The sequence below is a fragment of the Vibrio sp. R10-SF1-ISO8 genome (assembly GCF_059833805.1).
In genome coordinates this window covers 153,060-167,817 of the sequence record NZ_JCBDHL010000021.1, presented here as the reverse complement: position 1 = coordinate 167,817, position 14,758 = coordinate 153,060, and the positions used below count along the sequence as shown (strand labels likewise).

At 45.2% G+C, this 14,758-nt stretch carries 8 protein-coding genes; 2 read left to right on the top strand and 6 right to left on the bottom strand.

Annotated elements, in window-relative coordinates:
- The first annotated feature begins 11 nt into the window (after window positions 1-11).
- Both car and AC6R00_RS18735 read left to right on the top strand, forming a co-directional pair.
- Complete coding sequence (car, locus tag AC6R00_RS18740) at window positions 12-3,407, top strand: carboxylic acid reductase (protein ID WP_500641530.1); 3,396 nt, start codon at window positions 12-14, stop codon at window positions 3,405-3,407.
- A gap of 96 nt (window positions 3,408-3,503) precedes the next feature.
- A complete protein-coding gene (locus tag AC6R00_RS18735; RefSeq protein WP_500641529.1) occupies window positions 3,504-4,370 on the top strand; it encodes a LysR family transcriptional regulator in 867 nt (288 codons plus the stop codon).
- Between the two features lie 8 nt (window positions 4,371-4,378).
- On the opposite strand, the gene AC6R00_RS18730 is transcribed toward AC6R00_RS18735, so the two are convergent.
- The 6 genes from AC6R00_RS18730 to secA all read right to left on the bottom strand — a co-directional run bounded on the left by AC6R00_RS18730 (window position 4,379) and on the right by secA (window position 14,382).
- The gene (locus tag AC6R00_RS18730) at window positions 4,379-5,161 is read right to left on the bottom strand and encodes a TSUP family transporter (protein WP_500641528.1); all 783 of its coding nucleotides are present in this window, start codon (window positions 5,159-5,161) and stop codon (window positions 4,379-4,381) included.
- Window positions 5,162-5,343: 182 nt separating this feature from the next.
- On the bottom strand, window positions 5,344-8,574 hold the full coding sequence (gene carB / locus AC6R00_RS18725; protein ID WP_004744941.1) for a carbamoyl-phosphate synthase large subunit: 3,231 nt from the start codon (window positions 8,572-8,574) through the stop codon (window positions 5,344-5,346).
- Between the two features lie 16 nt (window positions 8,575-8,590).
- A complete protein-coding gene (gene carA / locus AC6R00_RS18720) occupies window positions 8,591-9,730 on the bottom strand; it encodes a glutamine-hydrolyzing carbamoyl-phosphate synthase small subunit (RefSeq protein ID WP_500641527.1) in 1,140 nt (379 codons plus the stop codon).
- Window positions 9,731-10,212: 482 nt separating this feature from the next.
- Window positions 10,213-11,022 carry a 4-hydroxy-tetrahydrodipicolinate reductase gene (dapB, locus tag AC6R00_RS18715; protein ID WP_171381838.1) on the bottom strand — a complete coding sequence of 270 codons (810 nt, stop codon included), beginning with the start codon at window positions 11,020-11,022 and terminating at the stop codon, window positions 10,213-10,215.
- Between the two features lie 108 nt (window positions 11,023-11,130).
- Complete coding sequence (mutT, locus tag AC6R00_RS18710; protein WP_171323043.1) at window positions 11,131-11,529, bottom strand: 8-oxo-dGTP diphosphatase MutT; 399 nt, start codon at window positions 11,527-11,529, stop codon at window positions 11,131-11,133.
- Between the two features lie 123 nt (window positions 11,530-11,652).
- The gene (gene secA / locus AC6R00_RS18705) at window positions 11,653-14,382 is read right to left on the bottom strand and encodes a preprotein translocase subunit SecA (RefSeq protein WP_500641526.1); all 2,730 of its coding nucleotides are present in this window, start codon (window positions 14,380-14,382) and stop codon (window positions 11,653-11,655) included.
- Window positions 14,383-14,758: the final 376 nt, after the last annotated feature.

Sequence of the window (14,758 nt, the reverse complement as noted above, 5' to 3'; positions counted from 1 at the left end):
GAAACACCACGATGCAATTGCTCCAAATTGTACGCTCTGTAATGGAAAAATATGCTCACCGCCCAGCTATTTCAGAACGTAGAAGACTAAAGCCTTTACTAAACCAACAAACGGCTCCTCAACCATCGCTAGATAACGAGTACACTCATATGAGTTATCAGCAAGTATGGCAAAATGCTGAAAACGCGGCCAAAGCACTTTTCTTTTGCTCAAAAGCTTCAGTTTCTAATCAAACTAAAGTGGCATTCTTATCCTTTACAAGCGGTCAGTATGCGGTCTTTGATTTAGCATGTATTCGTTTAGGTGCGGTTTCAGTTCACTTACAAACTAGCTCTAACGAGGAACAGTTATCTCATATCATTACAGAGACGCACTCCAATACTCTAGCTGTTAGCCACAACTACCTTAGCACCACTCTCAGTCTTCTCGCAAACTGTTCAAGTATAAGAAGAGTCGTTATTCTAGATCATGACCACAGAGACAAAACACACCAAAATAACTACCAAGATGCACTTGAATCGCTGTCAAAACAACAGTCAGACATCGAGTTAACAAGCTTAGAGCAGTTAATTGCCGACGGTCGCTCCCTTAGAGAATCAATACCAGATTTTGAAGAGCAAGATGATGAACTATCTATGCTTATTTATACTTCTGGCAGTACAGGAACTCCGAAGGGAGCAATGTACACCAAGAAGCTAGCAGCAGGAATGTGGGGAGGTGCTTGGGCAAGCCTTTTTTCCGACCAACCAACTTCCACTTTTCACTATATGCCAATGAGCCACGTTGCCGGACACTCCTCCTTAAAAAACACATTTGTTCGTGGCGGAAACTGCTTTTTCGCCTCTGAAAGTAATTTATCAAGTTTCTTCGAGGACATCGTACTTGCACGACCAACTGAGCTGTCGCTAGTGCCACGTGTTTGCGAAATGATCTACCAAAAGTTCGTTTCAGAGTTGAATAGACGACGCCAAACTGAAAACCTAGTATCGAAAGAAATAGAACAAGCACTCAAACACGAATTTCGGACAGAAGTTTTTGGTGGGCAAGTCAACTGGATCAGTTGTGGTTCGGCTCCATTATCAGAGCAAATGCAATCTTTTATGGAATCATTGTTTGATCTGGAGCTCAACATAATATACGGCTCTACGGAAGCTGGAGCTATTGCAGTCTCTGGCCAATTATTGTCTCCTCCGGTAGAAAACTATAAGTTAGTCGATGTACCGGAATTGGGGTACTCAACGCAAGATTATCCCTATCCCAGAGGTGAGCTATTAATTAAAACTCAGTCGATCATTCCTGGATATTTTAATCATCCAGAGCTCGATAAAGAGCTGTTTACACCTGATGGATACTATAAAACTGGTGATATATTTGCGGATTATCAGAACGGAAAAATACATTATATTGATCGTCGCAGTAACGTTATAAAATTATCACAAGGTGAGTTTGTCACAACTGCAAGTCTAGAAGCTATCTACACCTCAAGCCCACTAGTACGCCAAATTTTTGTTTATGGTAATAGCCGGAGATCCAGCTTGCTCGCAGTGGTTGTGCCTAAAGAAGAGCTTCTTAACAAATACGAAAATGAACCAAATACGCTAAAGCGACTTATTTCAGAGTCTTTCCGCTCTCTGGCCAAAGCTTATTCACTGAATGGTTATGAGATTCCTAGGGACTTCATCATTGAACCTCAAGCCTTTACGCACGGTAATGGACTACTTTCGGATCACGGCAAGGCACTGTTCCCTAAACTCAGATTAAAATATGAAGATAAGCTAGAAAAACTATACGAAGGCTTGGAGCGGCAAGAATCAAGCTTAGTTAGTGAGTTACATCAAAACAGTGCACATTTAACAGTAGAAGAAATCGTCTTAAAAGCAGCCACCAGCCTCATTGGTAACGATAGCCATGAGGTTCTGACAAGTGATAATTTTCGTGACCTCGGTGGCGACTCTTTATCTGCAGTTTCATTTGCGACCATGCTAGAGGAGCTGTTCCAAGTTCGCGTACCTGTCGATATTATTATAAGTCCAGCCTATGACCTGAAATACATAATTGAACTTATCGCCAACAACAATCAAAACGGCAACGCACCCAGCTTTGAAGATATTCACGAAATAGGGGCAACTGATGTCTATGCCGAACAATTAAAAATAGATAAATTTATTGATGAAAGTATCCTAAAAAAAGCCCACAACCTACCTAGTTCAGACAAGCCAAAAGTGGCTCTATTGACTGGTTCAAGCGGTTATTTAGGGCGATTCCTACTATTAGATTTGCTTGAGCAAGCTGAGCAAACTGATGGGAAAGTCATATGCTTAGTTCGAGCCCGAGACAAAGAGCAAGCCATTAGCCGTATTCGTGATGCCTTTTCTTACCTCGACGAGAAAATAAGCATAAGACTAGATAAACTCATTTCACAGCGACTCGAGGTTGTCAATGGAGACTTATCACAGCCTAAATTTGGTTTAGATTCCACGCAATGGCAGTACCTTACAACCGAAGTGGATACCATTATCCATGCTGGTGCCTTGGTAAATCACGTACTGCCATACCGAGATTGCTTTGACGCAAATGTAGTTGGAACAGCTCAACTCATAGCTCTAGCCCTTGAAAATAAGATCAAACACTTCTCTTTTTTATCTAGTATTGCTGTCGCAGATAGAGGGGAGCGAGAACCAATTGATGAGTATCAAGACATTCGAATCGTCGAGCCAGTACGAGTCATAAGTGATAGCTATGCGAGTGGCTACGCAACGAGTAAGTGGGCATGCGAGGTGTTACTGCGTGAAGCACACCAGCATTGCGGTTTACCAGTGACAATATTTCGGTCAAGTATGATTCTCGCTCACAGCAAATACGACAACCAGCTAAACTTACCGGACATGTTTACTCGACTGCTAATTAGTTTAATTGAAACGGGAATAGCACCTAAGAGCTTCTATACCAATCAAGGAGTGCTTCCTCACTATGATGGTTTACCAGTCGACTATACTGCTAGTGCGATCATTAGACTGGGCTCAGAAAACGAATCTGAATTCCACACCTACAATCTAGTCAACCCTCACCATGATGGTATCTCGTTAGATACATTTGTCGATTGGCTAGAAGAGATAGGAGTAAGATTCCACAGAATTGAGCAATATTCCGCTTGGTATCAATTGTTTAAAGAGGCTCACCAACAACTAGGAGAAGAGCGTAAGGCTGAATCTTTGTGGCCACTTATTCATAGCTACCACTCACCGTTAGCTGCCGTTTCTGGCTCGCCTATTCCTTCAAAACACTTTGAATCAAAGGTAGCTAAAACCAAAATTGCTGATTTTGGAAATGGTATTCCAAGAATAGATAAAAATCTGATTAATAAGTACTTTAATGATCTCACTAGATTGAAAAAAGTAAGTATCTAATCACAAGTAGTATTTAGCTTCAGTCGGCGCTCATTGAGCGCCGCTTTTTTATTGGGTACAGTATCACACCTGTTCGACTCTTATGGATATGATGGCATGCTGTTAGAAGGTATAGAAACACTGTTAGCGCTCAGTAAGGCCAAAACCATGAGCCGTACTGGCAGCCAGCTCTATATTAGCCAATCAGCGGTCAGCAAACGCATTGCTAACCTTGAGAAGAAACTGGGCAAAAAGTTGATTGTTCCAGATGGAAGAAATGTTCAGCTAACACAAGATGCACTCAATCTTATCGAGAGTATTGGCCCAACCTTCAATGAATTGAGGGGCCGTATCTATGAGCAACAATCAATGGAGGAGCAGAGCACCATAAGCGTTGATTGCTCCGAAACTTTAGTCGCCAGCTACCTTGCAGATATCCTTGGTGAGCACTTTAAATCCGATCCTTATATTCGCATCACCACCAATCATACACCGCGAATCGTTGAGCATGTTCAGTCTGGCAAAGCGCACCTAGGTATTTGCGCGGGTTTACTTCCTCCGCAGCATGGACTCAAAACTTTTCACCTTATCGACGAGCCGTTTTTTATTGTATCTGATAGCCCTCTTAAGCAACTGCCAAGCAAGATCATTACCAATGATCTTACCAATACCGCCAATACCTACCAGCTAAAGATCCTCAAAAGTCTTGCCATGACACCAGTGATGGAGATGGACTCTTATGCTGCGGCAGCCCAGCTTGCCCTTTCTGGGATTGCTCCTGCTTTGGTGCCCTTATCCGTCATCCAAACGCTAAAGATCGAGCAACAGCATTGCCATCACTTTGAGCAGTTGCAGCCACTCTATCGCCCGCTGCATGTGTGCCTGCGCGCTTCTTCGTATAAGAATCAACGAATCAAAGCCCTAGTTGATAAAGTGGTTGCTTCGATAGCTAAGTCAGCAAATACATCACTTAATACTCACTAACTAAAACACTAAGCAATAAAAGAGAGTAACCACGGTGAATGCTCTTGCCACAATAACTTTGCTGCCATCAGTATCGACATCGTAATCACCAATGGGCGAATCCACTGTTGTCCTTTGCTAACGACCACTTTAGCGCCGAGCCGTGCCCCAATGAATCCTCCGACGGCCATCACAAGCCCCAACTCCCAAATCGGCAATCCGGCAAAAATAAAGAACAGCAGCGCTGCAATATTAGAGGTGAAGTTAAGCACCTTAGTACGCGCTGTCGCATCCACCAGCGAGAAGTGACCTAGTGCAACAAAACAGACAGTGAATATTGACCCAGTGCCGGGGCCAAAGAAGCCGTCATAAAAGCCGACACCTCCGCCAACCGAGAAAGCAAACATGGCTTCAGATAGCTTTGCCTCACCTTTATGTTGTTTCGCTTTAGGCATCATTAGGAAATAGAGCGAGATCGCAACCAATAAAATCGGAATTAGACTCGTCAGTACCCCTGCGTCTATGTACTGGACGGCTTCCGCACCCACCGCCGAGCCAATAAAAGTACAAACGATTGCAAGGCGCATCTCTTTAATGCTGACAATACCATTGCGCACGAAATACCAACTGGCAGAAAAGCTGCCAAATGAACTCTGAAGCTTGTTTGTCGCGAGCGCCTGAGTCGGAGGGACACCAGCCGCGAGTAGCGCGGGCAGAGTAAGTAGTCCCCCTCCCCCAGCCATGGCATCAATGAATCCCGCTGCGGTCGCCACGAAGAAAAGTATCGTCAGTATTTCGAGTGTCAGTTCCATTCTCAATCAATCGGTTATCAGTTTCTATCAGCCAAAATATCACTAAGTTAACAATTCTCTTAGAGAAAGATTAGACTTTAATTCATTCCAAAAATTCATCAATAAGAGTAAAAAAAAGCCCACTCAAATGAGTGGGCAATAAGGTTGTCATATAAGCTCTCAGTTGAGCTTACTGATTTTTATTACGCTTCGTTCGCTTTCACTTTTGCGTGTAGCTCTTGAACCGATGCTACAGATGCACAAGCGTCAGCAGTATGAGCCATAGAAGCTGCAAATGCTGCGTTTAGCGTTGTGGTGTAGTTCACTTTCTCTGCTAGTGCGCCACGGCGAAGTACTTTTGAGTCTTCAATCGCTTGACGACCTGCCGCCGTGTTAACGATGTAGGTGTACTCATTGTTCTTGATACGGTCAAGAATGTGCGGACGACCTTCGTGCACCTTGTTAACTAGACGTGGGTTGATACCCGCTTCACCGAGAATAACCGCTGTACCGTGAGTAGCATCTAGCTGGTAGCCAAGCTTAGACAGCTTAGACGCTAGGTCTACAACACGTTCTTTATCGCCTTCACGAACAGACAGTAGTGCACGGCCACCTTCTGGGTATACCTTGCCACAACCTAGTTCTGCTTTTGCGTAAGCTTCTGCGAATGTTGCACCGACACCCATTACTTCACCTGTTGAGCGCATTTCTGGGCCTAACAGTGGGTCAACACCTGGGAACTTGTTGAACGGTAACACCACTTCTTTTACAGAGTAGTATGGTGGGATGATTTCTTTAGTGAAGCCTTGAGCTTCTAGAGATTGACCCGCCATAACACGTGCCGCAATCTTAGCGATTGGTGCGCCTGTTGCTTTCGATACGAACGGTACAGTACGTGCTGCACGAGGGTTAACCTCGATTAGGTATACTTTGTTGTTCTTAACGGCAAACTGCGTGTTCATCAGACCACGAACACCCAACTCGAACGCTAGCTTTTCAACTTGCTCACGCATTACGTCTTGGATTTCTTGGCTTAGCGTGTATGCAGGAAGAGAACATGCTGAGTCACCTGAGTGAACACCCGCTTGCTCGATGTGCTCCATGATACCGCCGATAACTACGCGCTCACCGTCACAGATAGCATCGATATCCACTTCAACTGCATCGTCTAGGAAACTATCAAGAAGAACTGGAGATTCGTTCGATACGCTTACCGCTTCGTTGAAGTAGCGACGTAAATCTTGCTCGTCGTATACGATTTCCATCGCACGACCACCAAGAACGTATGAAGGACGTACAACTAATGGGTAACCAATTTCACGCGCTTTCTCTACCGCTTGTTCCATTGTCGTTACCGTCGCGTTCTCTGGCTGTAGAAGACCTAGACGGTCGACAGCAACTTGGAAGCGCTCACGGTCTTCTGCACGGTCGATAGCATCTGGGCTAGTACCGATGATTGGCACGCCTGCGGCTTCAAGTGCGCGAGCCAGTTTCAGTGGCGTTTGACCACCGTACTGAACGATAACGCCTTTTGGTTTCTCAACGCGAGCGATTGCTAGTACGTCTTCCAGTGTTACTGGTTCGAAGTACAGACGGTCAGAAGTATCGTAGTCTGTTGAAACTGTCTCAGGGTTACAGTTAACCATGATAGTTTCGTAGCCATCTTCACGTAGCGCTAGTGATGCGTGTACACAACAGTAGTCGAATTCAATACCTTGGCCGATACGGTTAGGACCACCGCCAAGAATCATGATCTTCTCTTTGTCAGTTGGGTTCGCTTCACACTCATCATCGTAAGATGAGTACATATAAGCGGTATCAGACGAGAATTCAGCCGCACAGGTATCTACGCGCTTGTAAACTGGGTGGATATCGTACTGGTCACGTAGACGACGGATTTCGCTTTCAGATACACCTAGAATCTTAGATAGGCGAGCATCTGCGAAACCTTTACGCTTCAGCTTTTTCAGTTCTTCTTTGTTCAAGCCTGCGAAACCTTTCACTTTAAGCTCTTGCTCAAGCTTCACTAGGTCTTCGATTTGAACTAGGAACCAACGGTCGATTTGCGTTAGGTTAAATACACCATCGACAGACATACCTGCACGGAATGCATCAGCGATGTACCAAATACGCTCAGCGCCCGCTTCTTTTAACTCGTGACGAATAGTTGTTAGTGCGTCTGGCGCATCTAGGTCAACCATTTCATCAAAGCCAGTCGCGCCAACTTCTAGACCGCGAAGTGCTTTTTGTAGCGATTCTTGTTGGTTACGACCAATCGCCATAACCTCACCTACTGACTTCATCTGAGTCGTTAGACGGTCGTTAGCACCAGCAAATTTCTCGAAGTTAAAGCGAGGAATCTTAGTCACTACGTAGTCGATAGTAGGTTCGAATGATGCAGGAGTTGCACCACCAGTGATGTCATTCTGTAGCTCATCAAGAGTAAAGCCTACAGCCAGTTTCGCTGCAATCTTAGCGATTGGGAAACCTGTCGCTTTAGACGCTAGTGCAGAAGAGCGAGATACACGTGGGTTCATCTCGATGATAACCATACGGCCATCTTTCGGGTTGATACCAAACTGTACGTTTGAACCGCCTGTTTCTACACCAATCTCACGCAGTACTGCTAGAGATGCATTACGCATCAACTGGTACTCTTTATCCGTTAGCGTCTGAGCTGGCGCTACTGTGATTGAGTCACCTGTGTGGATACCCATTGGGTCGAAGTTTTCAATCGCACATACGATGATACAGTTGTCGGCTTTGTCGCGAACCACTTCCATCTCGTACTCTTTCCAACCGATTAGGGATTCATCGATGAGAAGCTCGTTAGTTGGCGAAAGGTCTAGACCGCGACGACAAATCTCTTCGAACTCTTCTTTGTTATAAGCGATACCACCACCGGTACCACCCATAGTGAATGAAGGACGAATAATACAAGGGAAGCCAACCATCTCTAGGACGCCGTAGGCTTCTTCCATGGTTTTCGCCGTATCGGCACGTGGACACTCAAGGCCGATAGATTTCATCGCTTTATCGAAGCGAGAACGGTCTTCTGCTTTATCGATAGCGTCAGCCGTTGCACCAATCATCTCTACGCCGAACTCTTCAAGTACGCCGTGCTTTTCTAGATCTAGAGCACAGTTAAGCGCAGTCTGACCACCCATAGTTGGTAGTACCGCATCTGGGCGCTCTTTCTCGATGATCTTGCGAACCACTTCCCACTGGATTGGTTCGATGTAAGTTGCATCCGCCATGTCTGGGTCAGTCATGATGGTTGCAGGGTTAGAGTTTACAAGGATAACTCGGTAACCCTCTTCACGCAGTGCTTTACATGCTTGAGCACCAGAGTAGTCAAACTCACATGCCTGACCGATAACAATCGGGCCTGCACCTAGAATTAGAATACTTTTTAAGTCAGTACGTTTTGGCATTCTCTACTACTCCGAATTAAGCGCTGTGTTGTTTAATGAGTTCGATAAAGTGGTCAAATAGCGGTGCCGCATCTTCTGGACCTGGGCTCGCCTCTGGGTGACCTTGGAAGCTAAACGCTGGCTTGTCTGTACGGTGGATACCTTGCAGTGAGCCATCAAATAGCGACACGTGAGTGGCACGTAGATTCTCAGGTAGTGTTGCTTCATCCGCAGCAAAACCGTGGTTCTGAGAAGTAATCATTACAACGTTACGGTCTAGGTCTTTAACTGGGTGGTTTGCACCGTGGTGACCAAACTTCATCTTCACCGTTTGAGCACCAGAAGCTAGCGCTAGGATTTGATGACCAAGACAGATACCGAAAATCGGTAGGCCTTTATCTAGGAAGACTTTTGTCGCTTCAATCGCGTAAGTACATGGTTCTGGGTCACCCGGGCCGTTTGATAAGAACACACCATCTGGGTTAAGAGCCAATACTTCTTCTGCTGATGTTTCTGCAGGTACTACCGTTAGGCGGCAGCCGCGGTCAACAAGCATGCGCAGGATATTGCGTTTTGCACCGAAGTCGTAGGCAACAACGTGATATGGCAGTTCGCTGTCGTCTTTCGCCTCAGGAAGTCCACCCTCAAGCGTCCACGAACCTTGTTTCCATTGATACGCTTCTTTTGTTGTAACTTCTTTCGCAAGGTCCATACCTTTTAGGCCAGGGAATTCTTTCGCTTTAGCTAGCGCTAGAGCCTCGTCTAGGTTGTTACCTGCTACGATACAACCGTTCTGCGCACCTTTCTCACGCAGAATGCGTGTGAGCTTACGCGTATCGATATCAGCAATACCGACGATATTTTGCGATTTAAGGTAGTCAGAAAGGGATTGTTCGTTACGGAAGTTAGAAGCGATAAGAGGAAGGTCGCGAATCACAAGGCCTTGTGCGTGGATTGAAGAGGATTCTTCATCTTCGGAATTGGTTCCGGTATTGCCAATGTGAGGGTAAGTAAGAGTAACAATTTGTTGAGAATAGGAAGGATCAGTGAGGATTTCTTGGTACCCCGTCATCGAGGTGTTAAAAACGACTTCACCGACAGCAGAACCATCTGCGCCAATGGATTCACCGTGAAATACTGTCCCATCTTCTAGGACTAGCAGTGCTGACTTGCTCAAGACAACCTCCGGAATAAAAATGCATTAAAATTGATTTAATTTGCAAATCTACCTTCCTGCAACACTCAAAAGTGCGTGTTTATGGAAATTAGACAAATTGGCGGTATTCTAATGATGGTTGTGATTTGTGTCAACAGAGTCGTGAAAATAAGTTGGACATTTAGAGCAGTTAAATCAAAAAAGGGTTTTAGATGGCTAAAAAACAAAGTTTAGTCAGAGCAATGGAAGGGTGAGATGAAAAATTTATGAATTGTGTCATTTTTCACTCATTACAGATCACAGTTTTGTTTTCACTTTTTGCGCAAACGTTGAACAAACAAAGTTAACCAACACTTTTGAACACTTAAAGCAAAAAACACATCATAAAAGGCAAAATAAGCACTAAAAACTCATGTAACCAGCGTACTCCAGCAGGTTTATTAAACGAGCATTACTGGCTAGATAAAAAAAGCGCCGGGCAAGCCCAGCGCATAATTATTGATTTACAGCTCATTGAGCCCTAACACATCGGTCATGGTATAGAAGCCTGCTGGCTTCTCATTTAGCCAAACGGCGGCTTTAACAGCACCGTTAGCAAAAGTCATACGGTCGGTTGCTTTATGAGTCACCTCAACGCGCTCACCGATATCAGCAAACATGGCCGTGTGCTCACCAATAATGTCACCCGCTCGAATCGTCGCGAAACCTATCTCATCTTTAGTACGCTCACCAGTAATACCTTCGCGAGCATAGACAGCGACATCATTGAGCTTGTTACCCATCGCATCAGCAATCGCTTCACCCATGCCAATAGCCGTACCAGAAGGCGCATCCACTTTGTGACGGTGGTGTGCTTCGACAATTTCAATATCGCAGTAATCACCCATAACCTTGGCCGCTTTCTCAAGAAGCTTAAAGACCAAGTTAACGCCAACTGAGTAGTTCGGTGCCATCACTACAGGCACTTCTTTGGCAATCGTATCAATGAGTTCTCGCTCTTGATCGGTGAATCCCGTCGTGCCAATAACAATGCTCTTACCGTGTTGACGACACAGCTCCAAGTTAACAAGCGTGCTTGCTGGCGCCGTGAAGTCGATGATGACATCAAAGTTTTCAATCTCTTTTGCTAGGTCGTCAGTCAGAACAACATCAAACTTACCTTCGCCGCACAGTTCACCGACATCCACACCCACGAGTGAAGATTCTGGTCGCTCTGAACCAGCGCCAACATGCGCCTGCTGATTTAGGTAAGTTGCTTTAACTAGGTTACGGCCCATTCGGCCTGCTGCTCCTGCAACTGCAATACGTACCATTGCATATCTCCGTTTCGAATAATCGTTTTTTTTAGCCAATCCATTAAAACTAACAGTATTCACTACCGCTGGCTAGGGGGCTTTGATCGTTTAAGGAAATTTGATCGTTTAGGAAAACTCTTTAATCACACGCTCTAGGATCGGGACATTGGCTTCAGGAAACGCATAGTTAGAGAGATCAGCGATCGCCGCCCACTCTCCTTGTTGCCCTTCTTTGCCATAAGGCTGACCTTCAAACTGTGTCACCGTCATAAAATCAAACTTCAACGACTTGTCAGGGTAGTCAAACTCAAGGTGTTCAAACAGCGCTTGCTCAGTCGTGGTAATGCCAATCTCTTCTTCAAGTTCGCGAACCATGGCTTGCTCGATCGTTTCGCCCTGCTCGACCTTACCACCAGGAAACTCCCAAAAGCCGCCTTTATGTTTGTCATCAGGGCGCTTAGTAATAAACACCTGAGATTTATCTTGATTGAAGATAATTCCGGCGACGATATGAATTCGTTTCATCAGACTTCCTATTTACTTTCCATTGTCATGCCCTGCATTGTGGCTGACTATTTTTGAGATAACCATTAGATATAAAAAGAGCCGCCTAAGCGACTCTTCAACCTCTATACAGTGATGATCTAATTAGTTAATCTGACCATGACACTGCTTATACTTCTTACCACTACCGCATGGGCAAGGCTCGTTGCGGCCAACTTTACGCTCTTCACGAACCATAGGTTGGTGCGCGCCTTCGGCCTCTTCTTCACCATCTGCAAGCTGGCTTTGCGCTGACGCATGTTGCGCTTGAGCACGGCGAGCTGCTTCTTCCGCTTGAGCGCGACGCTGCTCTTCCATGCGCTCTACTTCTTCTTGTTGCTGAACGCGAACTTTAGACAGAATGGTAATCACGTCTGACTTCAACGCATCTAACAAACCTTCAAACAGCTCAAACGACTCACGCTTGTACTCTTGTTTCGGGTTCTTCTGTGCGTAACCGCGTAAGTGAATACCTTGACGAAGGTGATCCATTGCAGCTAGGTGCTCTTTCCAAAGCGTATCTAGCGTTTGTAGCATCACAGATTTCTCGAAGTTGCGCAGCACTTGCTCGCCAACCACTTCTTCTTTCTGTTTGTATACAGTGATCGCTGTTTCGATGATCTTCTCACGCAGTGCTTCTTCGTAAAGTTTGTCATCTTCTTCTAGCCACTGCTTCACTGGCGCATCAAGATCGAAGTCGTTCTTCAAGCGCTCTTGTAGACCTTCCACATCCCACATGTCTTCTAGAGATTGTGGCGGAATGTACTCATCGATAACCGCAGTTAGAACGTCTTGACGGTTCTGTTCGATCATCTCACTGATGTCTTCTACAACCATCAACTCATCACGTAGCTCGTACACCACTTTACGTTGGTCGTTGGCAACATCATCGTATTCAAGTAGCTGTTTACGAATATCGAAGTTACGGCCTTCAACTTTACGTTGTGCCTTTTCGATTGAGCGAGACAGCATCTTAGATTCGATTGCCTCACCTTCATCCATACCGCTTTGAATCAAGCTTGCCATACGATCAGAGGTGAAGATACGCAGTAGTGAGTCTTCCATTGATAGATAGAAACGAGATGAACCCGCATCACCTTGACGACCAGAACGACCACGTAGCTGGTTATCGATACGACGAGACTCATGACGTTCTGTACCAATAATATGCAGACCACCTGCTTCTAGTACTTGATCATGAACCACTTTCCAGTCAGCTTTAATCTTATCGATTTGCTCTTGAGTTGGGTTATCTAGCTTCTCAACTTGAGCCTGCCAGCTACCACCTAACACGATATCGGTACCACGACCGGCCATGTTAGTTGCAATTGTTACTGCACCAGGTGTACCTGCTTCTGCAACGATTTCAGCTTCTTTCTCGTGGAACTTAGCGTTAAGTACGTTGTGTTTAATCTTGGCTTTCTTAAGTGCATTAGAGAGAAGCTCAGATTTCTCGATAGACACTGTACCCACTAGAGATGGCTGGCCTTTGGCAACGCGATCTTTGATATCTTCAATAATCGCGTTGAACTTGTCTGCTTCGGTACGATAAACCACATCTGGCATATCATTACGAACCATTGGTTTGTTGGTTGGGATAACAACCGTTTCCAAGCCGTAGATAGACTGGAATTCGAACGCTTCAGTATCTGCCGTACCTGTCATACCTGACAGTTTTTCGTATAGACGGAAGAAGTTCTGGAAGGTAATCGATGCCAACGTTTGGTTTTCGTTTTGGATCTTAACGCCTTCTTTCGCTTCTACCGCTTGGTGAAGACCTTCAGACCAACGACGACCAGGCATAGTACGGCCCGTGTGTTCATCAACGATAACGACTTCGCCATCTTCATTTACGATATAATCGACGTTCTTTTCAAACAGTACGTGGGCACGAAGCGCTGCATTCACGTGATGCAACAGGCTGATATTTGTTGGGGAGTAAAGCGTATCGCCCTCTTCCATCAGACCGTTTTTGATCATCAGCTCTTCAACAAACTCTTGGCCTGTTTCTGTCAGGTGAACTTGCTTTGATTTTTCATCAACCGTGTAGTGACCATCACCGCGGTACTCTTCTGAGTCTTCCTGATCTTGCTTTTGCAGATGAGGAATCAAAGTATTGATACGAATGTATAGCTCAGAGCTGTCTTCTGCAGGGCCAGAGATAATTAGCGGAGTACGCGCTTCATCGATAAGAATCGAGTCCACTTCATCGACTACAGCGAAGAAACGTTCACGTTGTACACGGTCTTCAGCGCGGAATGCCATGTTGTCACGTAGGTAGTCGAAACCAAATTCGTTGTTTGTACCGTAAAGAATATCCGCTAGGTAAGCTTCTTTTTTCTCTTGAGGAGGCATGTTAGGTACGTTAACACCAACGGACATACCTAAGAATTCAAATAGAGGGCGGTTGGTTTCCGCGTCACGCTTCGCTAGGTAGTCGTTGACGGTAACAACGTGTACGCCTTTACCAGGCAGCGCATTAAGATAAGCAGGAAGTGTTGCAGTTAGCGTTTTACCTTCACCTGTACGCATCTCTGCAATTTGACCAGCGTTCAGTACCATACCACCGATAAGCTGAACGTCGAAATGACGCATGCCGTAAACACGCTTAGACGCTTCACGCACTGTCGCGAACGCTTCTGGTAGTAGTTTATCTAGAGTTTCACCCTGTTCTAAACGCTGACGGAACTCAACAGTTTTCGCTTTTAGCTCTTCATCAGAAAGCGCTTCAAATGTTGGTTCGTAGTTATTAATCTCTTTTACAATCTTTCTCAGACGGCGCAGTGTTCGGTCATTGCGACTACCAATCACTTTTGTCAGTAGCTTAGTTATCATTTGCTATGAATCTCTCTTTATCCAGATCGGGCCCGATCTACTTTTAATGCCTTCAGTCTCTAACAGTTTTGAACATAGGGCGAACTTACCTTTCGAGGTAAAATTTTGTTCGAGCTAAAAACGTTTTAGTCGCGGCGCAAGAAACGCAGTTTAGTACTCTAAATTAGTTTTTTGCAACAAAGAATAAAACGCTTTTAGCCGAACCCTTTGGGCAGTGTTTGTAACTTCATTCTGCCGCGTTATCGCTTGCTTATGTAGGCTAGCTACTATGCGCAAGCTCTGCCTTGCATAATAAAGTTACAAACTACTGCAAAAATCATCTCGAAAGGTAAGTTCGCCCTGCAATACTGAGATAAATCACTTTCCTCAGATATTG